Source organism: Streptomyces toxytricini, from assembly GCF_014649915.1.
Taxonomy (GTDB): domain Bacteria; phylum Actinomycetota; class Actinomycetes; order Streptomycetales; family Streptomycetaceae; genus Streptomyces; species Streptomyces toxytricini.
This window is the reverse complement of record NZ_BMTY01000007.1, coordinates 135,659-159,266: the sequence shown is the minus strand read 5'-3', so window position 1 is coordinate 159,266 and position 23,608 is coordinate 135,659. Positions and strand designations below refer to the sequence as shown.

Below are 23,608 nucleotides of genomic sequence, written 5' to 3'. Positions count from 1 at the left end.
CAGCGAGAACCGAGGAGCGCAGCACGCATGACGGTGGACGTCCCCCAGCTGGTGGCCCAGGCGCGGGAGGGCCGGCCGAGAGCGGTGGCCCGGCTGATCTCGCTGGTCGAGGGGGCGTCCCCGCAGCTGCGCGAGGTCATGGCCGCCCTGGCCCCGCTCACGGGCGGGGCGTACGTGGTGGGCCTGACCGGCTCGCCGGGCGTCGGCAAGTCGACGTCCACCTCGGCGCTGGTGGCGGCGTACCGCAGGGCGGGGAAGCGGGTCGGCGTCCTGGCCGTCGACCCTTCCTCGCCGTTCTCCGGCGGCGCGCTGCTCGGCGACCGGGTGCGCATGTCGGACCACGCCTCCGACCCGGGGGTTTACATCCGCTCCATGGCCACCCGCGGCCACCTGGGCGGGCTGGCGTGGGCGGCGCCGCAGGCGATCCGGGTGCTGGACGCCGCCGGCTGCGACGTGGTCCTCGTCGAGACGGTCGGCGTCGGGCAGTCGGAGGTGGAGATCGCCTCGCAGGCAGACACGTCGGTGGTGCTGCTGGCGCCCGGCATGGGCGACGGCATCCAGGCCGCGAAGGCGGGCATCCTGGAGATCGGCGACGTCTACGTGGTCAACAAGGCCGACCGGGACGGCGCGGACGCCACGGCCCGCGAGCTGAACCACATGCTCGGCCTGGGCGAGGCGCGGGCTGCGGGCGACTGGCGGCCGCCGATCGTCAAGACGGTCGCCGCCCGCGGCCAGGGCGTCGACGAGCTGGTCGAGGCCCTGGAGAAGCACCGGGCCTGGATGGACGAGCACGGGGTGCTCCAGCAGCGGCGCGCGGCCCGCGCCGCGCGCGAGGTGGAGACCATCGCCGTGACCGCGCTGCGGGCCCGCATGGCGGACGTGCACGGGGACGCCCACCTCGGCGGCCTCGCCGCCCGGGTGGCGCAGGGCGAGCTCGACCCCTACGCCGCAGCGGACGCCCTGCTCGCCACGCTCACGGAGGGCTGAGGCCGGGCCGGCGCCGCGCCGCATGCGGGCCGGGCGGGCCGACCGTAGACTGACGGCGCCCGGAATGCCCCGGTTCGAGCCCCTGCAAGGGAGTGGCGCATGGCGAAGAGAGGCAACAAGAAGCGAGCGCGCAAGAAGAAGAAGGCCAACCACGGCAAGCGTCCCAACGCCTGACCGCGGCCCCGGCCGATGCGCGAGGGCCGCGCCCCCCTGCGTACGGGGGGCGCGGCCTTTGGGGTGTGCGCGCCCGTGCGGCGCGGCCCGCCCCGGGCTCCGGGGGTCTACGCGCGGTGCGCGGCGGCCCGCCGGAGCCGGGGGTGCGCCGCTGCCGCGTCAGCCCTTGCCGCGCTGGTCCCGCAGGTGCGCCGCGACGGGCTCCAGCGAGGACCGCAGTGCCGCCAGGGCCTCCGGCGGCAGCAGGTCGATGAAGTGCCGGCGGACGGACGCCACGTGGTGCGGGGCGACCTTCCGCATCAGCTCCATGCCCTCGTCGGTCAGGACGGCGTACAGCCCCCTGCGGTCGGACTCGCAGTTCACGCGGACGACCAGGCCGGCGGCCTCCATGCGCGTGATCTGGTGGGACAGCCGGCTCTTGGACTGGAGCGTCGACGTGGCGAGGTCGCTCATCCGCATCCGGTGGTCCTCGGACTCCGAGAGGTTCACCAGGATCTCGTAGTCGTTGTTGGTGAGTCCGAAGGGCTGGAGATCCTTTTCCAGCTGGTGCATCAGCAGCCTGCTCACGTCCAGATGGGTCCGCCAGGTGCACTGCTCGGCGTCGGTAAGCCAGCGGGTGGCCGTCTCGGTCTCCATGGTCTCCATGAATGAACTCTACCTAAGAAAGTTGAATGACGTACAAAATCGGGGAAGCCGGCGCTCACAGCCCGAGGCGCCGCTGGAAATCGCCCAGCTGCCCCGGCATGCGGACGCCGAGCTGGCCCAGCGGGCCCTGGCCGCCATGTCCGCCATGGCCCGCACCGGCCCCGGGAACGCCCGGTTCCGCGCCGACCGTGCCGACCGGCCGCTCCGCCATCAGCGCCTCCGAAGACTGCAGGAGCACCGTCCCGGCGCCGACGAACTCGAACTGGTGCTCCTCGCCCGAGGATCCGCCGATGCCGGTGAGCGAACGGATTCCGCCCAGTACGCCCGACATGTACCCGTGGTCGTAATGGTGACAGGGCGAGGGGCAGTCCGCCCACCCGACCAGTGCCTGCGGGTCCACGCGCAGCGGCGGCTCCATGAAGACCACCGGACCGTTGGACGCCGCCACGAACTTCCCGGTTCCGATCAGCGTCAGGAAGCCCGGGACGATCGACTGCTTCAGCGCCAGCGACGGCTGGTACGCCAGCAGGTTCCCGGCCCGGATCGTCAGGTTGCCCTCGTCGAGGTCGTACGAGTTCACGTCGTAGGCGCGGTCGGCCAGCAGCATCTTGCCCTGGCCCTCGGCGACCACCCAGTCGCCCGCGTGCAGCGGCGAGTGGAAGCTGGTGCGCAGCAGCCGGTCGAAGCGGCCGTGCCCGACGCCGTCGAACTCGATCCGCCCGTAGTACGCGATCATCTTGCCCTTCTGCAGGAGCCACTGGCTGCCCTTGAGCTCCACGCAGAAGGTGTACGGGTTCACGTTGTCGTCGGACGGCAGCGTGTACGGGTCGAAGACCGTCGGGCCGCCCGGCCCTCCGGTCACAGGTCCAAAGTTCACAGCTTCTCCTCCGAGGCCTGCACGTACACCGCGCCCTGGCCCGACAGCTCCAGCTGGAACGCCTCGCCCGAGCCGCGCCCCACCATGTCGCGCCATCCGAGCGCGGTGGAGAGCTTGTTCCTGACGTCCCCGTGGTGGGCCACGTAAGCCTGCGGGTCGACGTGGACGGGGCGGTTCGGGGTGATGGGGAGCTCGATCACCCCGCCGTGCGCCATCACGGCCACCGAGCCGTGCCCCTTCAGGGTGGTGGTGAACAGGCCCTGCCCGGTCACCTGGCCGCGCACCATGCCCATGACACCGCCTTGCGAGCCCATGAACATCGTGCCCTGCTGCAGGGTGCCGTCGAAGGCCAGCAGCCGGTCCGCCTCGACGTACAGCGTCTCGCCGGTCAGGTTGACGACCTGGACGTGGTGCCCGCCGTGGCCGAACATCACCGTCCCGCTGCCCTCGACCGCCATCAGCGGCGTCTGCTCGTTCGCCACGCGCCGGCCGATCATGCCCATGACGCCGCCCTGGCCGCCGGTGATGCTCGGCGTGAACGACACGCTGCCGCGGTAGGCGAGCATCGCGCCCCGCTGGCTGTACAGGGTCTGCCCCGGCACGATCTGCGCCTCGACCATTTTCGAGTTGATCTCGCGGAACGGCATCAGATGTCGCCCCCGACGGTGTTGCGCTCGCTGGGCTGCACGTACACCAGGCCCTCGCCCTCGAAACGGATCTGGAACGCCTCGCCGGAGCCCTCGCCGATCAGCGTGCGGAAGGTCACCCCCGACTGGAACGACTGGCGCAGGTCGCCCGTGTGCGCGATGTACGCCCCCGGGTCGACGGAGAGCGGGTACTGGGCGCTGACGCGCAGCACCACCGCCGGGCCGTCCGACATGATCGCCGCCTGGCCGGTGCCCTCGACGGTCGTGGTGAACAGGCCGTTGCCCGTCGCCCCGCCGCGCAGGCCGGTGAAGGTGGTGCCGGTGCGCAGGCCGGCGTCGGTGCACAGGAGGTTGCTCGACTCGACGTAGAGCTTCTCGCCGTGCAGGCCGACGAGGTTGATCTCGCTCGCGCGGTCGGCGAAGAAGCACGTGCCGTGCCCCTGCACCTCCATCACCGTCATCTGCTCGCCGGTCAGCCGGCGCGTCACCATCCCGCGAAGGCCTTCGCCGCCGCCTGTCATCTTCTTGAAGGCCATCTGGCCGTCGTACGCAACCATGGAGCCGTTCTTCGCTTTCACGGCATCCCCGGTCAGGTCGACGGCGAGCACCTTGCTGCCTTGGAGTCGGAACTGAGCCACGGGATGACGTTAGCCGCAGCGCACGGGAGGCGAACAGGGCCCCTCGGCCGAAACCGGCACCCACCGGACGGCGGCGGCACGGGGCGGGACCGGGCACCCCGGGTCAAGATCCGGCAAAGAGGCTGAGACACTGGGACGGCCCGAGCCGCCACCCCCGAAGGTTGAAGATGGACATCAAGACCGCCTCCGCCCTGCACCGGCTGCGCCTCGTCTCGGTCCCCGAGGCACTGTCGTTCCCGGCCCTGCTGATCTTCGGCTCGCTGCTGAGCCGGATCTCGGACATCGACTACCTGATGCCGCCGCTGGGCGCCCTGCACGGCTTCCTCTTCGTCGTCTACGTCCTGTTCCTGCTCGACGCGTGGAACAAGGCGAAGTGGCCCTTCAAGAAGGCGGCCCTGTTCTTCCTCCTCGCGGTGATCCCCTTCGGCGGCCTGTACGGCGACCGCATCCTCAAGCGCGACGAGGCCGAGATGGTGGCAGCCGCCCGCCCGGGCCGCGAAGCGGCGAACGCGTGATCGTCGCGTTCTCCGTGACCCCGCTGGGGGTCGGCGAAGAGGTCGGCGAGTACGTCGCGGAGGCGGTGCGCGTGGTCCGCGAGTCGGGGCTGCCGAACCGCACGGACGCCATGTTCACCTCGATCGAGGGCGAGTGGGACGAGGTCATGGACGTCGTCCGGCGCGCCGTGGCCGCCGTCGAGGAGCGGGCCCCGCGGGTCTCGCTCGTGCTCAAGGCGGACATCCGCCCCGGGGTGGCCGACGGCCTGGAGTCGAAGGTGGCCACCGTGGAGCGCCACCTGGCCTGACCCGCGCCGCCGTTCGGCCGCTTTCACCGCAGGGCCGAACGGCCCTGCGGGAGGAGCGGGCCGAGGTCCGCGCGGGGGGCCGCGGCACCGCGCCGGGACCCCGGTGTTGGGCCGCCCCGCGTGCGGAGTCCGGCCCCGTGCGGTACGGGCTCCGGCGGCGGGGCCCGCCCGGCCGGTGCCGCCCCTCCGGCGCCGTTTTCCCGTACGGCCCTGCCCGCCCGGCCCTTCCCGCGGCCCCGCGGTACGGGCCCGCACCACCCGTACGGCTCCGGCAGGGGCCCGCGCCGCGGAAACCCCCCGTCGGGCGAGTCCCGTTCGACACCCCCTTCCGGGTCCCCTTTCGTGGGGGTACCAAGCCTCGGGTTCGAGCACCGGGAGGGGCCGTGCGACCGGACGACGACTACGACTACGAGCTCCACAGCCGTCTCGCCGGTCCGTTCGCGGATCCGGATGCCGGCGGGGGGCGGGTCCGGTACCGGACGCTGCTCTCGCGGGAGGAGCGGGGCACCCGAATACGGGCCGTCGTCCTGATGGCGCTCGCGCCCGTCGCCGCCGCCGGGCTGCTGCTCTACCTCGTCTGGCCCACCCACCGCACCGTCCGCGAGGGCGGTGGGCGGTGGCTCGTGCACCTCGACACCGCGATGCTCGGCTGCATCGGCCTGATCATGCTCTTCACGCTGGTCAACGTCGTGTCGATCGCCCACGCGACGATGACCGCCCGGGACCCCGTCCCCGTACCGCCCGAGCCCGGGACCCGCGTCGCGTTCCTGACGACCTACGTCCCCGGCAAGGAGCCCCTCACCATGGTGCGGGACACCCTCCGGGCGGCCGTGGACGTCCGCCACGACGGGCACCTCGACGTGTGGCTGCTCGACGAGGGCGACGACCCCGAGGCCAAGGCGCTGTGCGCCGAGCTCGGCGTGCACCACTTCACCCGCAGGGGGGTGCCGGCCTGGAACACCGCGCGCGGCCCGCACCGGGCGCGCACCAAGCACGGCAACCACAACGCCTGGCTCGCCGCGCACGGCGGCGCCTACGAGTTCCTCGCCTCCGTCGACACCGACCACCGCCCGCTGCCGAACTACCTGGAGCGGATGCTCGGCTACTTCCGCGATCCCGACACCGCCTTCGTCGTCGGCCCGCAGGTGTACGGCAACTACACCGCCGCGGTCACCAAGGCCGCCGAGTCCCAGCAGTACCTCTTCCACGCGCTGATCCAGCGGGCCGGCAACCGCTACGGCGCGCCCATGCTCGTCGGCACCAACAACGCCGTTCGGATCAGCGCCCTCCGCCAGGTCGGCGGGTTCCGGGACTCCATCACCGAGGACATGGCCACCGGCTTCGAGCTGCACCGCCGGCGCAACCCGGCCACCGGCCGGTTCTGGCGGTCGGTCTACACCCCGGACGTGCTCGCCGTCGGCGAGGGCCCGGCCTCCTGGACCGACTTCTTCACCCAGCAGCTGCGCTGGTCCCGAGGCACGTACGAGACCCTGCTCAAGCAGTACGGGAGAGGCTTCTTCCGGATGCCGCCGGGCCGGCTCCTCAACTACACGCTGATGCTCGTCTACTACCCGATGACGGCCGTGAACTGGCTCCTCGGCGTCCTCAGCTGCGTGCTGTTCCTGTGGTTCGGGGCCTCCGGCACCCAGGTCTCCGCCGACGTGTGGCTCATGCTCTACACCGACGCCGCCGCCCTCCAGGTCGGCCTCTACCTGTGGAACCGCCGGCACAACGTCTCCCCGCACGAGCCGGCCGGCTCCGGCGGACTGGCAGGCATCGCGATGTCCGCCGTCTGCGCGCCCGTCTACCTCGCCTCCCTCACCTCGGCGGTGCTGCGCACCGAGGGGCGGTTCGTCGTCACCCCCAAGGGCGCCGCCGCAGGCACCGACCGGGCGGCGTCCTTCCGCATCCACTTCGCCTGGGCGGCCGTCCTGGCCGTCTCCCTGGCGGCCTCCGCCCGCCTCGGCCACACCCACGCCGCGATGCGCACCTGGGCCGTCCTCGCGCTGCTCGTCTGCCTGGCCCCGCCCGCGGTGTGGGCGGCGTCGGTGCTGCGCGCCCGCCGGGCCGCCACCCGGTCCCGCACCCCCGAGCCGGGTCGCGGCGCCGGGCCCGGCGACGAGCCGGAGGCGGCGTTCGCCCCGACAGGAGGGAACTGACCCATGGCCTACCGTCCCTCGCGGCAGTTCAAGAACACCCTCCTCGGCACCGCCGCCGTGGTCGCCCTCGCCGCGCTCAACGCCCCCGCCGCGCTGTCCTTCGCGCAGGAGCGCTACCACGCGTACCGGATCGCGCAGCCCTCCTACCGCCTGAAGTACGGCTCCTGGTCGCTCGTCGACCTGCCGAAGGACCGCCGCATCAACGCCATGCACGCAGCCCTCCTGCACACCGGCAAGGTGCTGCTGATCGCCGGCTCCGGCAACGACCAGGAGAACTTCGACGAGGGCACCTTCGAGACGGTCCTGTGGGACCCGCGCACCGACACCTTCAAGAGGATCCCGACACCGGAGGACTTCTTCTGCGCGGGCCACAGCCAACTGCCCGACGGGCGCCTCCTCGTGGCCGGGGGCACCGCCCGCTACGAGGTCCTCGACGGCAGGGTGACCCGGGCGGGCGGCGCCATGCGCGTCAAGAACGAGAGCCCCGACAAGGCGGTCACCCTCCGCAAGGGCACCCGCTTCCGGTCGCCGTCCGGCGTCGAGTACGCCTCCCGCTTCGACGTCACCGTGCCGAAGGCGAAGCGCACGTTCGAGATCACGTACGGGGCGGGCGGGCAGGCGCTGCCGTGGAAGACGAAGGTGACGGCCTCCGAGGCGCGCGTCTTCGTCGAGGCGGTCGAGCCGGGCGCCCGCGGCCTGACCACGCAGGCCGCCCAGTACGCGGTCGTCGGGCTGAAGGGAAAGGACGCCGACAACGTCTACGGCCTCGCCGAGCGGCTCAGCGTCGACAAGCAGGACTTCCAGGGCATCAAGTCGGCCTACGAGTTCGACCCGGTCGCGGAGCGGTACGTGCCCGTCGCCCCCATGGCCGATGCCCGCTGGTACCCGACGCTCGTCGCGCTCCCCGACGGGCGGGCGCTCGCGGTGTCCGGGCTCAACGACGTCGGGCACGTCGTCCCGGGCGACAACGAGTTCTACGACCCGAAGACCCGCACCTGGAGCAAGGGCCCCTCCCGCTACTTCCCCACCTACCCCTCCCTCTTCCTCCTCCAGGGCGGCAGGCTCCTCTACACCGGCTCCAACGCGGGCTACGGCCCCGCGAACAAGGGCCGAGAGCCCGGTGTGTGGGACCTCGCCTCCAACACGTTCACCCCGGTCGGCGGGCTCGCGGACGCCGACCGGCTGGAGACGTCGGCGTCGGTGCTGCTGCCGCCCGCGCAGGACCAGAAGGTGATGGTGCTCGGCGGCGGCGGGGTCGGCGAGTCCAGGCTGTCCACGGCCAGGACGGCGATCGTCGACCTGAAGCAGCCCGCGCCCGCCTTCCGGCCGGCTGCCCCGCTGCCGCAGGGCACCCGCTACCTGAGCAGCGTCCTCCTCCCCGACGACACCGTCCTCACCACCGGCGGCTCCCGCGACTACCGCGGCCGCGGCGCCAGCGACGTCCTCAAGGCGCAGTTCTACGACCCCCGCACCGACGCCTTCACGGCCGCCGCGGCCCCGACCGTCGCCCGCAACTACCACTCGGAGGCGCTGCTGCTGCCCGACGGGCGGGTGGCGACCTTCGGCTCCGACCCGCTCTTCGCGGACAAGGACAACACCCGGCTCGGGAAGTTCGAGCACCGCCTGGAGGTGTACTCCCCGCCCTACCTGCACCGCGACCCGGCCGCCCGGCCGGAGCTCGGGGCCGGCCCGGACACGGTCGGCGCGGACGGCCGCGCCACCTTCGGGACGGCGCACCCGGAGCGGATCGCACGGGCGCGGCTGATGCGGCCCAGCGCGGTCACCCACACCACCGACGTGGAGCAGCGCTCCGTGGAGCTCGGGGTGTCCCGCGGCAACGGCGCGGTCACCTTCACGGTGCCGTCCGACCCGACGCTCGTCCCGCCCGGCTGGTACATGCTGTTCGCGGTCGACGCGGCCGGGACGCCGTCCGTCGCCAAGTGGGTCAAGGTGCCGGTGCGGGCGGCCGCCGAGCCGGAGCGGTGACGGGGGCGGCGGGCGGCGGGCTCACTGGACGGCGCGGCGGGCCAGGCCGAGCGCGTAGTCGGGCCACCAGGTGCCGGCCGCCGGCCCGCCGCGGCAGGTGCCGTCCGACTCGCCGGGCCGCTTGATCCACAGGTACGCGTCCACGAGCGGGTCGCCCGTCCGGTCGGTCGGCGGGGTGCCGAGGGCGCGGCCGGGCGGATTGCACCAGGCCTCGGGCCCGCCGCCCGGCAGCGGGCCCGCCCCGTTGCGGCTGGTGTCGACGACGAAGTGCTTCCCGCCGGTGGCCGCGGAGATCCGCGCGCCGTACGCCCGGGCCGCCTCGGCGGGCTGGAAGTTGGCGACGTTCAGCGCGAACCCGTCGGCCCGGCCGAGCCCGGCCCGGCGCAGGGGCTCGACGAGCCGCTGCGGGTCGGGCAGCCAGGCCGGGTTCCCGGCGTCCAGGTACACCTTGGTGTGCGGGTTGCGCTTGAGCCGGGCCACGGCCTCGGAGAGCAGCGCGAACCGCTCCTCGTGCAGGGCGGCCGCGGTGCAGCCGTCGACGACGTGCGGGACGGCGTCCGGCTCCAGGACGACGACGGCCTTCGCCGCCCCGACGGCGTCGGCGAACCTGCCGATCCAGGCCCGGTACGCGGCGGCGTCCCGGGCCCCGCCGGCCGAGTGCCGGCCGCAGTCGCGGTGCGGGATGTTGTACGCGGCGAGGACCAGGGTCCGGCCCGCGGCCGCGGCGCCGGCGGCAGCCCTGCGGATCGCGGGCGCCGGGTCGCCGCCGGCAGCCCACAGGGCCATCGGCCGCTCCGAGATCCGGCGCAGCACCTGGGCGTCGGCGGCCCGGCCCCGGCCCTCCCAGTCGGCGACCTGCCGGGCCGCGTGGCTGTCCGGGTCCACCCAGTACGGGGACCCGCCGCCCGCGGCGGCGTCGGCAGCGCCGTCCGCCCGCCGGTCAGCGGAGGGCGACGGCGGGGCGGGCTCCGGCCGCGGCTGCGGCGCCGAGCACGCGGGGGCCGCGGCGAGCAGCAGCGCCAGGCCCACGGCGGCGGCGAAGGGTCTGCGGGGGCGGCTTCGGCCAGGCATCCGGCTTCCTCGGGGCGCAGGGGCGGCTCGCGGACCGGGCCATGGTGCCACGCCGCCCCCGCCACCCGTCCGCCCCGCGCCCGGCCGCACCCCAGCCCTCCCTCACCCGGCGGTCCCGCCGCCGCGGAAGGGGACGTACGACCGAGGAGTGAGACGGGGCCCGCCGCCAAATGACCGCCGGGTAGGGTCGGATGCGTGTCCAAGCCGCTCAGTCTCCCCTTCGATCCCATCGCCCGCGCCGACGAGCTCTGGCAGCGGCGCTGGGGGCCCGCGCCCGCGATGGCCGCGATCACCTCGATCATGCGGGCGCACCAGATCCTGCTCGGCGAGGTCGACGCCGTGGTGAAGCCGTACGGACTGACCTTCGCCCGGTACGAGGCGCTCGTGCTGCTCACCTTCTCCAAGGCCGGCGAGCTGCCGATGTCGAAGATCGGCGAGCGCCTGATGGTGCACCCGACGTCGGTGACGAACACGGTGGACCGGCTGGTGCGCTCCGGCCTGGTGGCCAAGCGCCCCAACCCCAACGACGGCCGCGGCACCCTCGCGTCGATCACGGAGAAGGGCCGCGAGGTCGTCGAGGCGGCGACGAAGGACCTGATGGCGATGGACTTCGGGCTGGGCACGTACGACGCCGAGGAGTGCCAGGAGATCTTCGCGCTGCTGAGGCCGCTGCGCGTGGCCGCCGCCGACTTCCGCGAGGCGTAGCGGGGCTCACACCGCCCCGGGGCGGATCGGCCGGGGCGGGCGGCTAGGCTCGGGGCCATGAAGAAGAGCGTGCTGACCCGGTACCGGGTGATGGCCTACGTGACCGCCGTCATGCTGTTGATCCTCTGCGGCTGCATGGTCGCCAAGTACGGCTTCGACACCGGCGCCGACCTGACCTTCGTCGTGTCCCAGGCGCACGGCGTCCTCTTCATGATCTACCTGGCGTTCGCGCTGGACCTGAGCTCCAAGGCCAGGTGGTCCTTCGGCCGGATGCTGTGGGTCATGGTCTCCGGGACCATCCCCGGCGCCGCCTTCTTCGTCGAGCGCAAGGTCCGCGCCGACGTCGAGCCCCTGATCACCGACGGCGGCCTGGCCACCGCGAAGGCGTAGCCGCCGCCCTCCGCCGCTGGTGCGAACCCCGGGAAGTCGAGACTCCCCGGGGTTTCCCATCGACATTTACTAGGACGTCCTAGTAAATTCGAAGCATGGACGCTGACGCCATCGAGGAGGGCCGCCGTCGCTGGCAGGCCCGTTACGACAAGGCCCGCAAGCGCGAGGCCGACTTCACCACGCTCTCCGGCGATGCCGTCGACCCCGTCTACGGCCCCCGGCCCGGAGACGCGTACGAGGGCTTCGAGCGCATCGGCTGGCCCGGCGAGTACCCGTACACCCGCGGCCTGCACGCCACCGGCTACCGCGGCCGGACCTGGACCATCCGCCAGTTCGCCGGCTTCGGCAACGCCGAGCAGACCAACGAGCGCTACAAGATGATCCTGGCCGCCGGCGGCGGCGGGCTCTCCGTCGCCTTCGACATGCCGACCCTCATGGGCCGCGACTCCGACGACCCGCGCTCGCTCGGCGAGGTCGGCCACTGCGGCGTCGCCATCGACTCCGCCGCCGACATGGAGGTCCTCTTCAAGGACATCCCCCTCGGCGATGTGACGACGTCCATGACGATCTCGGGCCCCGCCGTCCCCGCCTTCTGCATGTACCTCGTGGCCGCCGAGCGCCAGGGCGTCGACCCCGCCGTCCTCAACGGCACGCTCCAGACGGACATCTTCAAGGAGTACATCGCCCAGAAGGAGTGGCTCTTCGAACCCGAGCCGCACCTGCGCCTCATCGGCGACCTCATGGAGTACTGCGCCAAGGGCATCCCCGCCTACAAGCCGCTGTCCGTCTCCGGCTACCACATCCGCGAGGCCGGGGCGACCGCCGCGCAGGAGCTCGCGTACACCCTGGCGGACGGCTTCGGGTACGTGGAGCTCGGCCTCTCCCGCGGCATGGACGTCGACACGTTCGCGCCCGGCCTGTCCTTCTTCTTCGACGCCCACCTCGACTTCTTCGAGGAGATCGCCAAGTTCCGCGCGGCCCGCCGCATCTGGGCCCGCTGGATGAAGGAGGTCTACGGCGCGCAGAACGAGAAGTCGATGTGGCTGCGCTTCCACACGCAGACCGCCGGCGTCTCCCTGACGGCGCAGCAGCCCTACAACAACGTGGTGCGCACGGCCGTCGAGGCCCTCGCCGCCGTCCTCGGCGGGACGAACTCCCTGCACACCAACGCCCTCGACGAGACCCTCGCCCTGCCGAGCGAGCAGGCCGCCGAGATCGCGCTGCGCACGCAGCAGGTGCTGATGGAGGAGACCGGCGTCGCCAACGTGGCGGACCCGCTCGGCGGTTCCTGGTACGTGGAGCAGCTCACCGACCGCATCGAGGCGGACGCCGAGAAGATCTTCGACCAGATCAAGGAGCGCGGCCTGCGCGCCCACCCGGACGGCAAGCACCCGATCGGGCCGATCACCTCGGGCATCCTGCGCGGCATCGAGGACGGCTGGTTCACCGGCGAGATCGCCGAGTCGGCCTTCGCCTACCAGCGGGCGCTGGAGAAGGGCGACAAGCGGGTCGTCGGCGTCAACGTCCACCACGGCTCGGTCACCGGCGACCTGGAGATCCTCCGCGTCAGCCACGAGGTCGAGCGCGAGCAGGTGCGCGTCCTCGCCGACCGCAAGGCCCGCCGCGACGACGCGAAGGTCAGCGCCTCGCTGAAGGCGATGCTGGACGCCGCGCGCGACGGCTCCAACATGATCCCGGCCATGCTCGACGCCGTGCGCGCCGAGGCCACGCTCGGCGAGATCTGCAACGCCCTGCGCGACGAGTGGGGCACCTACACGGAGCCGCCGGGCTTCTGAGCCCCTGCCGCAGCCGGCTTCCTCCGGGCCGGCCGCGTCCGCACCCCCTCCCCGGGCGGCGGCCGCGGCCGGCCCGGCGCCGTTGCCGAGGCCCCCGGCCCCGAGGCCGGGGCGGGGTCAGGCGCCGGCCGAGCCCCGGAGGCCGTGCATCAGCAGTGCCGTGAACGAGGCCGCCCACAGGTCGTCGACCGGCTCGGAGCTGACCAGGGCGCGGTGCACCACCGTCCCGGCGATCACGTCGAAGATCAGGTCGGTGGTGGGTTCCGCCAGGGCATCGTCCGGCTCCCGCGGCAGCTCCCCGCGGGCCTGGGCGCGCTGCCGGCCCAGTACGACGAGACGTTTCTGCCGGTCCACGATGGCCGAGCGGATGCGGTCGCGCAGCGCCGGATCCCGGGTGGACTCCGCGACGACCGCCATCAGGGCCGTACGTGCCTCCGGCCGCCGCAGCAGCGCCGCGAACTGGAGGACCACGTCCTCGACGTCCGCCTCCAGGCAGCCCCGGTCGGGGAGTTCGAGGGAGTCGAAGAGTTCCGCGACGGCGTCCACGACGAGTTCGTTCTTGCCCGCCCACCGGCGGTACAGGGTGGTCTTCGCCACGCCGGCCCGCGCCGAGACGTCGCCCATCGTCAGCTTCGACCAGCCCAGCTCGACCAGGGCGTCGCGCGTCGCGGCGAGGATCGCGGCGTCCGCAGCGGCGCTGCGGGGACGGCCGGTGCGACCGGACGGCGTGCTCTCGTTGGGCATGGCGCAGACCATACCCGCCAGTAGCGGAACCGCCGGGCCCCCCGATCGTGTGCTTCAGATCACGGCCTGCGGTGGTACGCCGGGGCCTGCGGGGAGTTACGCTACGGCTCGTAGCGTAAGAGCGACGACCACGCGAAGGGCTACCGGCGCCAGGTGGGGACCCGGCGCCACCACACCACGGCAGGACCGGCAGCGGGCCTGCAGCAGGACCGCACGACACCGCGCCGCCGGCCGGACCGTTCGGGGCGGGAACGCAATTCGGCCGATGTTTTTCGTCGGCACGCGCACACGGGGGAGGATGTACGCATGCAGCCCAGAAACATGTCCATGAGCGGCGTCGTCGACCTCGCCGCGGTGAAGGCGGCCGCCGAGGCCAAGGCGAAGGCCGAGCAGGCGCGCGCCGAAGCGGCCCGGCAGGCCGCGCAGGGCGGCGCCCCCGCCCCGGGCGCGGTGCCGCCGTCGGCCCTCGTGATCGACGTCGACGAGGCCGGGTTCGAGCGCGACGTACTCCAGCTCTCCTCCGAAGTCCCGGTCGTCCTGGACTTCTGGGCCGAGTGGTGCCAGCCCTGCAAGCAGCTCAGCCCGCTGCTGGAGCGCCTCGTCGTCGAGGCGAACGGCCGCCTCGTCATGGCCAAGGTCGACGTCGACGCCAACCAGATGCTGATGCAGCAGTTCGGCATCCAGGGCATCCCCGCGGTGTTCGCGGTGGTCGCCGGGCAGGTGCTGCCGCTGTTCCAGGGCGTCGCGCCCGAGCAGGAGATCCGCGCCACCCTCGCCCAGCTCGTCCAGGTCGCCGAGGAGCGCTTCGGCCTCATCGGCCTCCAGGTCGACCCGACCGCCGAGGGCGGCGCCCCGGCGGGCCCCGCCTCGGCGGCGGCTGCGGCCGGCCCGCACGACGCGCTGCTGGAGGCGGCCGTCACCGCCCTCGACGCGGGCGACCTGCCCGGCGCGATCCAGGCGTACAAGAACGTCCTCTCCGACGACCCGGCCAACACCGAGGCCCGGCTGGGCCTCGCGCAGGCCGAGCTCCTCGCCCGCGTCCAGGGCGCCGACCCGCAGGCGGTGCGCCGCGCCGCCGCCGAGAATCCGGCCGACCCGCAGGCCCAGATCGCGGCGGCGGACCTCGACCTCGTCGGCGGGCACGTCGAGGACGCCTTCGGCCGCCTCGTCGACACCGTGCGCGTCACCGCCGGCGCCGACCGGGACGCCGTACGGGTCCGGCTGCTGGAGCTGTTCGAGGTCATCGGCGCGGACGACCCCCGGGTGGGGCAGGCGCGCGCGGCCCTCGCGCGGGTGCTGTTCTAGCCTGCCCGCGCCCCCCGGCCGCGCCGTGGCGGACCGGCCGGGGATTTGTTGACACGGAGACAAACAACGGCCGCGCTTTGCCAAAACTTGGCAAACGCGGCCGCTGTTACTCGCAGTAAGCCTCCCCCCGTGAACTGTCCGGAGTGTTCGGGAATCCCCCGATCTGCCGGGGCCACGGGTGGCACCCTGTGTCGCCACCCGACAGCGCCGCGCCAAACCCCGGTTATCTCGCCGTTACCCGCCAGTAACGAACCCCCTTGTGCCCCGGCCGGGAATGGACCACGATCGGCGACGCTCGGTCCTTCCCGCAGAGCCGCACGCGGCGCCGCGGGCCAGGGTCCCCACCGGGCCGGCCGGTGCAGCGGCACCGTCCGCGGGACAGGGGGGTCTTCGCCGCACCCGGCGGAGCCTGTCCTCCAGGTCGTGTCGAACGCGCGGCCAGTGGTTGTCGCTCGGGGGTGAACGCCGGTGCATCGGACGCGGTACGGCCGCGGTACGGCCGCCTGCGCTCCTTCCCGAGGACGTAGCACTTCTCCCATCCCAGGTCGGGCGCTGCCCGGACCGGAGATGTACGTCCGAGAAGGAGGAACGAAATGAGTTCTCAGGTTCGTGGCGGGACCAGATGGAAGCGCTTCGCGCTCGTCATGGTGCCGAGCATCGCGGCGACCGCCGCGGTCGGCGTGGGTCTGTCGCAGGGCGCCCTCGCGGCGTCCTTCGCCGTCTCCGGCCAGGACTTCAAGGTCACCGCCGACAAGCTCGACGGTGACAATCTGATCCAGTACGGCGGTATCGCCGAGGGGCACGACCTCAAGGGCAACCCGGCGCACCACCCGGTCACCATCTCCGGGTTCAGCCACGCCGAGATCACCAACATGTGCCAGTCGCTGGTCACCCCGACCCCGCTGGGCAACGTCACGCTGCAGCTCCGCACCGGCCACAAGGGCAAGCCGGCCGTCGCGGACAACATCTACCTGGACGTCGCGGAGCTCGACACCGACGCCGAGTTCACGAACCTCGACATCGGCGTCGCGGTCGGCGACGAGAGCCACAAGACCAAGCCGCAGGCCGGCACGGTCACCAACAAGTACGCGTTCTCGCAGCGCGCCGACAAGGCGGTCCTGACGAAGGTCCGCCAGAAGGCGTGGGCGACGACGGCGGGCACCTTCAAGCTGCCCGACCTGAAGCTGCGCCTCATGGGCGGCGACCAGCCGTGCTACCAGGACGAGAAGTAACCCGTCCCGGAGTGTGACCGGCAGGGCGGTCGGCGGCGGCGCGAGCCGCGGCCGTCCGCCCGTCGGGGCTCCACAGAGTTCTCCGTACCACCGTTTCCAGGGAGCTGTTGTCCATGACCCCCCAGGCCCCGGTCTACGAACGCGCCGCCGACGACGCTTGGCTCACCGCGGTGTACTACCGCTTCCACGCCTGGAGCGGTCGCCGACCCTTCTGGGCCGGGCTGTTCACGCTCCTCGGCGGTATTCCGATCGTCTACTTCCCCTACGCGGACATGCGGCTCGGCAACGTCACCATCGCAATGGCGACGACGACCGGCTCGGGCTCGCTGATCATCGGCGTCCTGCTCGTCACGCTCGGCCTGACCCTGTGGTTCCAGCAGGGAGTCCGCGTCTTCGCCGGCGTCGCCGCGATCCTGCTGGCGCTGGTGTCGCTGCCGGTCTCCAACCTCGGCGGCTTCTTCATCGGCTTCATCTTCGCGATGGTCGGCGGCGCGCTGGCACTGTCCTGGGCGCCGGGGACCCCCGGGGACGAGGCGGCCGGCGCGGCGGGTGCCGCGGGCGGGGCCGAAGCCCCGCAGATCGGGCCGCAGGGCGTCCCCGCCCCGTACGGAATGGAAACGGCGTACGCGACCGAGACCACTGCCCACGCCGACGGCGGGAGGAACAGTGCGGGGTGACGAGACGCAGCGGGGCACGGTCCCGAGCGAAGAGTCCCGTGAGAGAAGGGGGCCGCGGCACGCCGCGCCCCGCAAGTCGCTGCTGAACAAGATCCAGATACCCGTCGGCAAGACCATGGCCCTGGCGGCCATGCCGACGGCCGTGTTCGTCGGGATGGGCATCGCCCCCAAGCTGGCGGTGGCCGACGACAAGGAGATCCCCTTCGCCCCCGGCCCGTGCGTGACGCGGTCCGACGAACCCGCGGAGTCGGCCTCCCCGAGCCCGTCGAAGAGCCCCGAGCCGAGCGCGTCCCCCGGCTCCTCCGCCGCCCCCAAGCCCGGCCCCACCCCGCCGGCGCCCAAGCCGTCCGCCGCCAAGCCGTCCGCCGACCCGCGGTCCGCGAAGACGGCCACGACCCCGCCGGCCGCACCCGCCCCGTCGGCGTCCCCGTCCGCCACGGTGAACCCGCTGGACCCCCTGGACATCGGCGGCAAGGTCAAGGACCTCTTCGGCTCCCTGCGCCCGCAGCCGTCGGCAACCCCGACGCCCACGGCCCCGACCCCGTCCGCCCCGGCCCCGACGACCCCGGCGAAGCCGGCCCCGGACCCCGCGGCCGACGCCATCCGCGAGGCGGCGAAGAAGGTCGGCGCCGGCGTCACGGAGCTGCCGCAGGACGTCAAGGACACCGCCACCAAGCCGAAGGACGAGACGGGCGCGAAGAAGGACGGGGAGGACGACGAGGACGGCGCGAAGCCGGACGCGTCGGCCGACCCGGACGGCAAGCAGCCCTTCCCGTGCCCGACCCACGACGCGGAGGCCCTGGCCAACGCGAAGCTGGAGCCGGGGATCCCGCTCCTGCCGGACGAGCCCTGGTACCTCGACAGCTCGCTGCTGACCCTCTACGGCCTGGACTACCAGGGCATCGTCGAGGTGAAGACGGCGAGCGGGAAGACCAAGAAGGTCCTGAAGTTCACCGCGGACTCGCTGGACATCAAGGACCTGTACCAGACCGTCGGCAAGGGCGCGAACATCGCCCACCTCAAGTCCCGCCCCGGCTCCACGTCGAAGATCCGCGGCGCCGAGGTGACGATGTACACGGAGAGCCTCAAGGGCAACCTGTTCGGGATCATCCCGATCGAGTTCTCCCCGGACAGCCCGCCGCCCCTGAACGTCCCCTTCGCGTTCTTCACGAACGTCAAGGTCGTCCAGGCGGGCCAGTTCGGCGGCACCCTGACCGTCCCGGGCCTGAAGAACTACATGGGCCCGCCGGAGGGATAGCCCGCACACGGGTGAGGCCCGCTCCTCCCGCAGGAGCGGGCCTCGGCCGCGCTTTTCAGGGCTCAGTCGATGAACTTCGGCAGGACGTCGGTGTCCATCCCGTACTCGTCGAAGATGTCCACCAGCGCCCTGGTCATGGAGTCCACCCCGGGCTCGCGGACAATCACCAGATCCCGGACCTGGAAGTACGAGCCGTCGGCGCATTCTCCGGTGGTCGACCAGCGGTCCATGACCCTGGCGACCTCGCGGTGCGTCAGCAGCGTGGCAGTCCAGCACGTGCCGTCGGGAGCGGTGACGATCGCATCGGTGTTCTCGACGGTGTCGGCATCGTCGTCGAGGCCGAGGATGTATGTGATCGAGAACCGGTCCGTCTCAACGACGTGCAATGGATTGTCAGCCATGGATCCCCCGGAGTTCCTGATGGCGGCCGTCTTGTCGGCCTTGGCGCTCATGGCGACGATGACACAAGGGGAGCTCGTCGAAGAGGGGATTCACCGTCCGCGTCGAGCTCGGCTGAGCAGCCTGACAAGCACCGAGGGCGGCGCCCCGACCCCGCAGGGGTTTTCGGGGCGCCGCCCTCCGGGCTGTGCGCGTCAGGCCAGGTTCGGGCCGCCCAGGTGGTGGACGCGGACCATGTTCGTCGTGCCGGGGACGCCGGGCGGGGAGCCCGCCGTGATGATCATCGTGTCGCCGGCGTTGTAGCGGCTGAGCTTGACCATCTCGGAGTCCACCAGGTCGACCATGGCGTCGGTGGTGTCCACGTGCGGGACGACGTACGAGTCGACGCCCCAGCTCAGCGTGAGCTGGTTGCGGGTGTTGACGTCCGTGGTGAACGCGACGATCGGCTGGGCCGCGCGGTAGCGCGAGAGGCGGCGGGCCGTGTCGCCGGACTGGGTGAAGGCGACCAGCGCCTTCCCGTCGAGGAAGTCGGCGATCTCGCAGGCCGCGCGGGCTACCGAGCCGCCCTGCGTACGGGGCTTCTTGCCCGGGACCAGCGGCTGCAGGCCCTTGGACAGGAGCTCCTCCTCGGCCGCCGCGACGATCTTCGACATCGTCTTGACGGTCTCGATCGGGTACGCGCCCACCGAGGACTCCGCCGACAGCATGACCGCGTCGGCGCCGTCGAGGATCGCGTTGGCCACGTCGGAGGCCTCGGCGCGGGTCGGGCGCGAGTTGGTGATCATCGACTCCATCATCTGGGTCGCGACGATCACCGGCTTGGCGTTGCGGCGGCACATCTCGATGAGCCGCTTCTGGACCATCGGGACCTTTTCGAGGGGGTACTCGACCGCCAGGTCGCCGCGGGCCACCATGACCGCGTCGAAGGCCGCGACGACGGCCTCCATGTTCTCCACGGCCTGCGGCTTCTCCACCTTGGCGATGACGGGGACCCGGCGGCCCTCCTCGTCCATCACGCGGTGGACGTCCTTGACGTCGTTGGCGTCGCGGACGAAGGACAGGGCGACCATGTCGCAGCCCATCCGCAGCGCGAAGCGCAGGTCGTCGACGTCCTTCTCCGACAGGGCGGGGACGTTCACGGCGGCGCCCGGCAGGTTGATGCCCTTGTGGTCGGAGATCACGCCGCCCTCGATGACGATGGTCCGCACCCGCGGCCCGTCGACCTCGATCACCCGCAGCTCGACGTTGCCGTCGTTGATCAGGATCTGGTCGCCCTTGGCGACGTCGCCCGGCAGCCCCTTGTACGTGGTGCCGCAGACGCTCTTGTCGCCCGGGACGTCCTCGGTGGTGATGGTGAACTCGTCACCGCGCACCAGCTCGACCGGGCCCTCGGCGAAGGTCTCCAGACGGATCTTGGGGCCCTGCAGGTCGGCGAGGACGCCGACCGCCCGCCCGGTGTCCTCGGACACCTTGCGGACGCGGTCGTACCGCTCCTGGTGCTCTGCCTGGGTCCCGTGGCTGAAGTTGAAACGGGCCACGTTCATACCGGCCTCCATGAGCGCTTTCAGCTGCTCATAGGAGTCGACGGCGGGGCCCAGCGTGCAGACGATTTTGGAACGGCGCATGGAGCGGATCCTATCGGTTTGTTTCGCAGCGGAATATTCCGTCTGGTGGAAGGTCCAAGACACGCTACCGAGCTACCAGCGCGTACGCCTGCCTCGCGATTTCGAGCTCCTCGTCCGTCGGGACCACGGCCACCGCCACCCGGGAGCCCGCCGGTGACACCACCCGCGGCTCCGGCGAGCGGGCCGCGTTCGCCTCCGGGTCCACGGCCAGGCCCAGCTCCGCCAGGCCGTCCACCACGGCCTCGCGCACCTGGTGGGCGTTCTCGCCGACCCCGGCCGTGAACACGAGCGCGTCCACCCGGCCGAGCACCGCGAGGTACGCGCCGACGTACTTCTTCAGGCGGTGGACGTACGCCGCGAACGCGAGCCGCGCCGACTCGTCGCCGTCGCCGGCCCGCCGCAGCACCTCCCGCATGTCGTTGTCGCCGCACAGCCCCAGCAGACCGCTCTTCTTGTTCAGGAGCGAGTCGATCTCGTCGACCGAGAGGCCCCCCACCCGCGCCAGGTGGAAGACCACCGCCGGGTCCACATCGCCCGAACGGGTGCCCATCACCAGGCCCTCCAGCGGCGTCAGGCCCATCGACGTCTCCACGCACACCCCGCCGCGCACCGCCGACGCCGAGGCGCCGTTGCCCAGGTGCAGCACGATCACGTTGACGTCCTCGACCGGCCGCCCCAGCAGCTCGGCCGCCGCCCGCGACACGTACGCGTGCGAGGTGCCGTGGAAGCCGTACCGGCGGACCGCGTACTTGTCGGCCGTCGCCGCGTCGATCGCGTAGCGGGCCGCGTGCTCCGGCATGGTCGCGTGGAACGCCGTGTCGAAGACCGCCACCTGCGGGACGTCCGCCCGCAGGGCGCGCGCCACCTCGATGCCCGTGACGTTCGCCGGGTTGTGCAGCGGGGCCAGCGGGATCAGGCTGCGGATCTCCGCCAGCACCTCGTCGTCGATCACGGTCGGCGCGGTGAAGCGGGTCCCGCCGTGCACCACGCGGTGACCGACGGCCGCCAGCTCGGGGGAGTCCAGGCCCGTCCCGTCGGCCGCGAGCTCCGCGGCGACCGCCTCCAGCGCCTCCCGGTGGTTGCCGATCGCCCCGGTCCGCTCGCGCCTGCCGCCCTCGGCGGCCGGGCCGGCCAGCGGCTCGTGGACCAGCCGCGAGGACCCCTCCCCGATCCGCTCCACGAGGCCGGCGGCGAGCCGGGTCGGGCCGGCCATGTCGAGCAGCTGGTACTTCACCGACGAGGAGCCGGAGTTGAGGACGAGGACGCGGGATGCGGTGGTCACGTGGGGAGCTTTCCTTCGAAGGGGGGAGCAGCGGGCGGGGGCGGGGGAGCGGGCGTGCGTCAGGCCGTCGGCACCGCCGACCCCTGCGCCTGGATGGCGGTGATCGCGACGGTCGTGACGATGTCCTGGACGAGTGCGCCCCGCGAGAGGTCGTTCACCGGCTTGCGCAGGCCCTGGAGGACCGGGCCGACCGCGACGGCGCCCGCGGAGCGCTGCACGGCCTTGTACGTGTTGTTGCCCGTGTTGAGGTCCGGGAAGATCAGCACGGTCGCCCGGCCGGCGACCTCCGACCCGGGCAGCTTCGTCGCGGCGACCGACGGCTCGACGGCGGCGTCGTACTGGATCGGCCCCTCGACGGCGAGGTCGGGGCGCCGGGCCCGGACGATCTCGGTGGCCTTGCGGACCTTGTCGACGTCCGCGCCGCTGCCGGAGGTGCCCGTCGAGTACGAGAGCATCGCGATCCGCGGCTCGACGCCGAAGGCCGCCGCGGTCGCCGCGGACTGGATGGCGATGTCGGCGAGCTGCTCGGCGTCCGGGTCCGGGTTGACCGCGCAGTCGCCGTACACCAGCACCTGGTCGGCCAGGCACATGAAGAAGACCGAGGAGACGATCGCCGCCTCCGGCTTCGTCTTGATGATCTCGAAGGCGGGGCGGATGGTCGCGGCGGTCGAGTGCACCGACCCCGACACCATGCCGTCGGCCAGCCCCTGCTGGACCATCAGCGTGCCGAAGTAGTTGGCGTCCGTCACCACGTCGGCCGCGAGCTCGACCGTCATGCCCTTGTGGGCGCGGGCCTGCGCGTAGAACTCGGCGAAGCGCTCCCGCAGCGGGGAGGCGGCCGGGTCGATGAGCTGCGCCCCCGAGATGTCGACGCCGAGGTCGGCGGCCCGCTTCAGGATCGCCTGCTCCTCGCCCAGCAGGGTCAGGTCGCACACCCCGCGGCGCAGCAGCACGTCGGCGGCGCGCAGGACGCGCTCCTCGGTGCCCTCCGGCAGCACGACGCGGCGGCGGCCGGCGCGCGCCCGCTCCAGCAGCTCGTGCTCGAACATCATCGGGGTGACGCGCTCGGAGCGGGCCACCGACAGCAGTCCGCGCAGCTCGGCGGTGTCCACGTGCCGTTCGAACAGGCCGAGCGCGGTCTCCAGCTTGCGCGGGGTCGCGGAGTTCAGCCGGCTCTGCAGCGCGAACAGCTCGGCGGCGGTCGGGAAGCTGTTGCCGGCCACCGACACCACCGGCGTGCCCGGCGCGAGCTTCGAGGCGAGGGCGAGGACGTCCGGGCCGGGCCGCTCGTTCAGGGTGAGCAGGACGCCGGCGATCGGCGGGGTGCCGGATGCGTGCGCGGCGAGCGCGCCGACGACCAGGTCGGAGCGGTCGCCGGGCGTGACGACGAGGCAGCCGGGCGTCAGGGCGCCGAGGAAGTTCGGCAGCATCGCCCCGCCGAAGACGAAGTCGAGCGCGTCGCGGGCCAGCCCGGCGTCGTCGCCGAGGAGCACCTCGCCGCCGAGCGCCCGGGTGATCTGGGCGACCGTCGGCGCGGCCAGCGACTTGTCGTCGGGCAGGACGTAGCAGGGCACGGGCAGGCGGGCGGCCAGCCGCTCGGCGATGGCGTCCCGGTCCTCCGCGGCCACCCGGTTGACCACCATCGCAACGACCTCGCAGCCGAGGCTCTCGTACGCCCGGTGGGCGTTGCGGGCCTCGGCGCGCACCTCGTCGGCGGCGCGGCGGGTGCCGCCGACGACGGGCACGACGACCGCGCCGAGCTCGTTGGCGAGGCGGGCGTTGAGGGCCAGTTCGTCGGGGAGGTTGGTCTCGGCGTAGTCGGTGCCGAGGACGAGCATCACCTCGTAGTCCCGGGCCGCCCGGTGGAAGCGGTCGACGAGCCGGGAGACCAGCTCGTCGGTGCCCTTCTCGGCCAGGACGGCGGAGGCCTCGCGGTACTCCATGCCGTACGCGGTCGAGGCGTCCTGGTCGATCCGGTAGCGGGACCGGAGCAGTTCGAAGAGCCGGTCCGGCGCGTCGTGCAGGAGCGGCCGGTAGACGCCGACCCGCGCCGTCTGCCGCGTCAGCAGTTCCATGATCCCCAGCTCGACGACCTGGCGGCCGTCGCCCCGGTCGATACCGGTCACGTACACGCTGCGCGTCACGCGTGCTCTCCGTCCTTCATGCGCCGCGGCAGGGCTGTGGCAGCCGCCTGCGGATATACGCGTCG

The 23,608-nt window shown here is 72.7% G+C and carries 23 protein-coding genes; 13 read left to right on the top strand and 10 right to left on the bottom strand.

Features of this window, described 5'->3' with window-relative positions:
- The first annotated feature begins 27 nt into the window (after positions 1–27).
- Positions 28–987, top strand: a complete 960-nt coding sequence (gene meaB, locus IE170_RS11035) for a methylmalonyl Co-A mutase-associated GTPase MeaB (RefSeq protein ID WP_189809149.1) — start codon at positions 28–30, stop codon at positions 985–987.
- 99 nt (positions 988–1,086) lie between these two features.
- Positions 1,087–1,161 carry a 50S ribosomal protein bL37 gene (locus IE170_RS33460; RefSeq protein ID WP_099895366.1) on the top strand — a complete coding sequence of 25 codons (75 nt, stop codon included), beginning with the start codon at positions 1,087–1,089 and terminating at the stop codon, positions 1,159–1,161.
- Between the two features lie 159 nt (positions 1,162–1,320).
- On the opposite strand, the gene IE170_RS11030 is transcribed toward IE170_RS33460, so the two are convergent.
- The 4 genes from IE170_RS11030 to IE170_RS11015 form a co-directional block, all read right to left on the bottom strand.
- Positions 1,321–1,797 (bottom strand): MarR family winged helix-turn-helix transcriptional regulator, encoded by a 477-nt coding sequence (locus IE170_RS11030; protein ID WP_125541866.1) that lies wholly within the window; start codon positions 1,795–1,797, stop codon positions 1,321–1,323.
- Between the two features lie 64 nt (positions 1,798–1,861).
- The gene (locus tag IE170_RS11025; protein WP_189809262.1) at positions 1,862–2,668 is read right to left on the bottom strand and encodes an AIM24 family protein; all 807 of its coding nucleotides are present in this window, start codon (positions 2,666–2,668) and stop codon (positions 1,862–1,864) included.
- Positions 2,669–2,679: 11 nt separating this feature from the next.
- Positions 2,680–3,330 (bottom strand): AIM24 family protein, encoded by a 651-nt coding sequence (locus IE170_RS11020; protein ID WP_189809148.1) that lies wholly within the window; start codon positions 3,328–3,330, stop codon positions 2,680–2,682.
- Positions 3,330–3,968 (bottom strand): AIM24 family protein, encoded by a 639-nt coding sequence (locus IE170_RS11015; protein ID WP_189809147.1) that lies wholly within the window; start codon positions 3,966–3,968, stop codon positions 3,330–3,332. The genes IE170_RS11020 and IE170_RS11015 overlap by 1 nt, the downstream gene beginning before the upstream one ends.
- Before the next feature lie 167 nt (positions 3,969–4,135).
- Here IE170_RS11015 and IE170_RS11010 point away from each other — a divergent pair, with 167 nt between their 5' ends.
- The 4 genes from IE170_RS11010 (at position 4,136) to glxA (ending at position 8,915) form a co-directional block, all read left to right on the top strand.
- A complete protein-coding gene (locus IE170_RS11010; RefSeq protein WP_189809146.1) occupies positions 4,136–4,483 on the top strand; it encodes a DUF3817 domain-containing protein in 348 nt (115 codons plus the stop codon).
- On the top strand, positions 4,480–4,770 hold the full coding sequence (locus tag IE170_RS11005; protein WP_189809145.1) for an MTH1187 family thiamine-binding protein: 291 nt from the start codon (positions 4,480–4,482) through the stop codon (positions 4,768–4,770). The genes IE170_RS11010 and IE170_RS11005 overlap by 4 nt, the downstream gene beginning before the upstream one ends.
- A gap of 383 nt (positions 4,771–5,153) precedes the next feature.
- Positions 5,154–6,929, top strand: coding sequence for a glycosyltransferase family 2 protein (locus tag IE170_RS11000; RefSeq protein ID WP_229884676.1), 1,776 nt, complete (start codon positions 5,154–5,156; stop codon positions 6,927–6,929).
- A 3-nt stretch (positions 6,930–6,932) separates the two neighbouring features.
- Positions 6,933–8,915 carry a radical copper oxidase GlxA gene (gene glxA / locus IE170_RS10995; RefSeq protein WP_189809143.1) on the top strand — a complete coding sequence of 661 codons (1,983 nt, stop codon included), beginning with the start codon at positions 6,933–6,935 and terminating at the stop codon, positions 8,913–8,915.
- 21 nt (positions 8,916–8,936) lie between these two features.
- Here the strand turns inward: glxA and IE170_RS10990 are convergent, their stop codons facing one another.
- Positions 8,937–9,986, bottom strand: coding sequence for a glycoside hydrolase family 6 protein (locus IE170_RS10990; RefSeq protein ID WP_189809142.1), 1,050 nt, complete (start codon positions 9,984–9,986; stop codon positions 8,937–8,939).
- A 195-nt stretch (positions 9,987–10,181) separates the two neighbouring features.
- On the opposite strand from IE170_RS10990, the gene IE170_RS10985 reads away from it, so the two are divergent.
- The 3 genes from IE170_RS10985 (at position 10,182) to icmA (ending at position 12,877) form a co-directional block, all read left to right on the top strand.
- Positions 10,182–10,691, top strand: a complete 510-nt coding sequence (locus tag IE170_RS10985; RefSeq protein ID WP_189809141.1) for a MarR family winged helix-turn-helix transcriptional regulator — start codon at positions 10,182–10,184, stop codon at positions 10,689–10,691.
- Between the two features lie 57 nt (positions 10,692–10,748).
- On the top strand, positions 10,749–11,081 hold the full coding sequence (locus IE170_RS10980; protein ID WP_189809140.1) for a DUF3817 domain-containing protein: 333 nt from the start codon (positions 10,749–10,751) through the stop codon (positions 11,079–11,081).
- Positions 11,082–11,176: 95 nt separating this feature from the next.
- Complete coding sequence (gene icmA / locus IE170_RS10975) at positions 11,177–12,877, top strand: coenzyme B12-dependent isobutyryl-CoA mutase large subunit (RefSeq protein ID WP_189809139.1); 1,701 nt, start codon at positions 11,177–11,179, stop codon at positions 12,875–12,877.
- Positions 12,878–12,994: 117 nt separating this feature from the next.
- Here the strand turns inward: icmA and IE170_RS10970 are convergent, their stop codons facing one another.
- Complete coding sequence (locus IE170_RS10970) at positions 12,995–13,621, bottom strand: TetR/AcrR family transcriptional regulator (RefSeq protein WP_189809138.1); 627 nt, start codon at positions 13,619–13,621, stop codon at positions 12,995–12,997.
- 306 nt (positions 13,622–13,927) lie between these two features.
- Between IE170_RS10970 and IE170_RS10965 the strand changes: the two genes are divergently transcribed.
- The 4 genes from IE170_RS10965 to IE170_RS10950 all read left to right on the top strand — a co-directional run bounded on the left by IE170_RS10965 (position 13,928) and on the right by IE170_RS10950 (position 18,093).
- Positions 13,928–14,926, top strand: a complete 999-nt coding sequence (locus tag IE170_RS10965) for a tetratricopeptide repeat protein (protein ID WP_189809137.1) — start codon at positions 13,928–13,930, stop codon at positions 14,924–14,926.
- A gap of 593 nt (positions 14,927–15,519) precedes the next feature.
- Complete coding sequence (locus IE170_RS10960) at positions 15,520–16,158, top strand: DUF6230 family protein (RefSeq protein ID WP_189809136.1); 639 nt, start codon at positions 15,520–15,522, stop codon at positions 16,156–16,158.
- A 113-nt stretch (positions 16,159–16,271) separates the two neighbouring features.
- Complete coding sequence (locus IE170_RS10955; RefSeq protein ID WP_189809135.1) at positions 16,272–16,835, top strand: DUF6114 domain-containing protein; 564 nt, start codon at positions 16,272–16,274, stop codon at positions 16,833–16,835.
- Positions 16,825–18,093, top strand: a complete 1,269-nt coding sequence (locus IE170_RS10950; protein ID WP_189809134.1) for a hypothetical protein — start codon at positions 16,825–16,827, stop codon at positions 18,091–18,093. Before IE170_RS10955 ends, IE170_RS10950 begins: the two co-directional genes overlap by 11 nt.
- A 62-nt stretch (positions 18,094–18,155) precedes the next feature.
- On the opposite strand, the gene IE170_RS10945 is transcribed toward IE170_RS10950, so the two are convergent.
- The 4 genes from IE170_RS10945 to pta form a co-directional block, all read right to left on the bottom strand.
- The gene (locus IE170_RS10945) at positions 18,156–18,494 is read right to left on the bottom strand and encodes a hypothetical protein (RefSeq protein ID WP_189809133.1); all 339 of its coding nucleotides are present in this window, start codon (positions 18,492–18,494) and stop codon (positions 18,156–18,158) included.
- 192 nt (positions 18,495–18,686) lie between these two features.
- On the bottom strand, positions 18,687–20,117 hold the full coding sequence (gene pyk / locus IE170_RS10940) for a pyruvate kinase (protein WP_189809132.1): 1,431 nt from the start codon (positions 20,115–20,117) through the stop codon (positions 18,687–18,689).
- A 64-nt stretch (positions 20,118–20,181) separates the two neighbouring features.
- On the bottom strand, positions 20,182–21,399 hold the full coding sequence (locus tag IE170_RS10935) for an acetate kinase (RefSeq protein ID WP_189809131.1): 1,218 nt from the start codon (positions 21,397–21,399) through the stop codon (positions 20,182–20,184).
- A gap of 59 nt (positions 21,400–21,458) precedes the next feature.
- Positions 21,459–23,543 (bottom strand): phosphate acetyltransferase, encoded by a 2,085-nt coding sequence (gene pta / locus IE170_RS10930; RefSeq protein ID WP_189809130.1) that lies wholly within the window; start codon positions 23,541–23,543, stop codon positions 21,459–21,461.
- Between the last annotated feature and the right edge of the window lie 65 nt (positions 23,544–23,608).

What these genes read in the sequence shown, in the direction of transcription:
- meaB (WP_189809149.1), top strand. Translation starts at nt 28, where the DNA reads ATGACGGTGGACGTCCCCCAGCTGGTGGCCCAGGCGCGGGAGGGCCGG.
- IE170_RS11030 (WP_125541866.1), bottom strand. Translation starts at nt 1,797, where the DNA reads ATGGAGACCGAGACGGCCACCCGCTGGCTTACCGACGCCGAGCAGTGC.
- IE170_RS11020 (WP_189809148.1), bottom strand. Translation starts at nt 3,330, where the DNA reads ATGCCGTTCCGCGAGATCAACTCGAAAATGGTCGAGGCGCAGATCGTG.
- IE170_RS11010 (WP_189809146.1), top strand. Translation starts at nt 4,136, where the DNA reads ATGGACATCAAGACCGCCTCCGCCCTGCACCGGCTGCGCCTCGTCTCG.
- glxA (WP_189809143.1), top strand. Translation starts at nt 6,933, where the DNA reads ATGGCCTACCGTCCCTCGCGGCAGTTCAAGAACACCCTCCTCGGCACC.
- IE170_RS10990 (WP_189809142.1), bottom strand. Translation starts at nt 9,986, where the DNA reads ATGCCTGGCCGAAGCCGCCCCCGCAGACCCTTCGCCGCCGCCGTGGGC.
- IE170_RS10980 (WP_189809140.1), top strand. Translation starts at nt 10,749, where the DNA reads ATGAAGAAGAGCGTGCTGACCCGGTACCGGGTGATGGCCTACGTGACC.
- icmA (WP_189809139.1), top strand. Translation starts at nt 11,177, where the DNA reads ATGGACGCTGACGCCATCGAGGAGGGCCGCCGTCGCTGGCAGGCCCGT.
- IE170_RS10970 (WP_189809138.1), bottom strand. Translation starts at nt 13,621, where the DNA reads ATGCCCAACGAGAGCACGCCGTCCGGTCGCACCGGCCGTCCCCGCAGC.
- IE170_RS10965 (WP_189809137.1), top strand. Translation starts at nt 13,928, where the DNA reads ATGCAGCCCAGAAACATGTCCATGAGCGGCGTCGTCGACCTCGCCGCG.
- IE170_RS10960 (WP_189809136.1), top strand. Translation starts at nt 15,520, where the DNA reads ATGAGTTCTCAGGTTCGTGGCGGGACCAGATGGAAGCGCTTCGCGCTC.
- IE170_RS10955 (WP_189809135.1), top strand. Translation starts at nt 16,272, where the DNA reads ATGACCCCCCAGGCCCCGGTCTACGAACGCGCCGCCGACGACGCTTGG.
- IE170_RS10945 (WP_189809133.1), bottom strand. Translation starts at nt 18,494, where the DNA reads ATGGCTGACAATCCATTGCACGTCGTTGAGACGGACCGGTTCTCGATC.
- pyk (WP_189809132.1), bottom strand. Translation starts at nt 20,117, where the DNA reads ATGCGCCGTTCCAAAATCGTCTGCACGCTGGGCCCCGCCGTCGACTCC.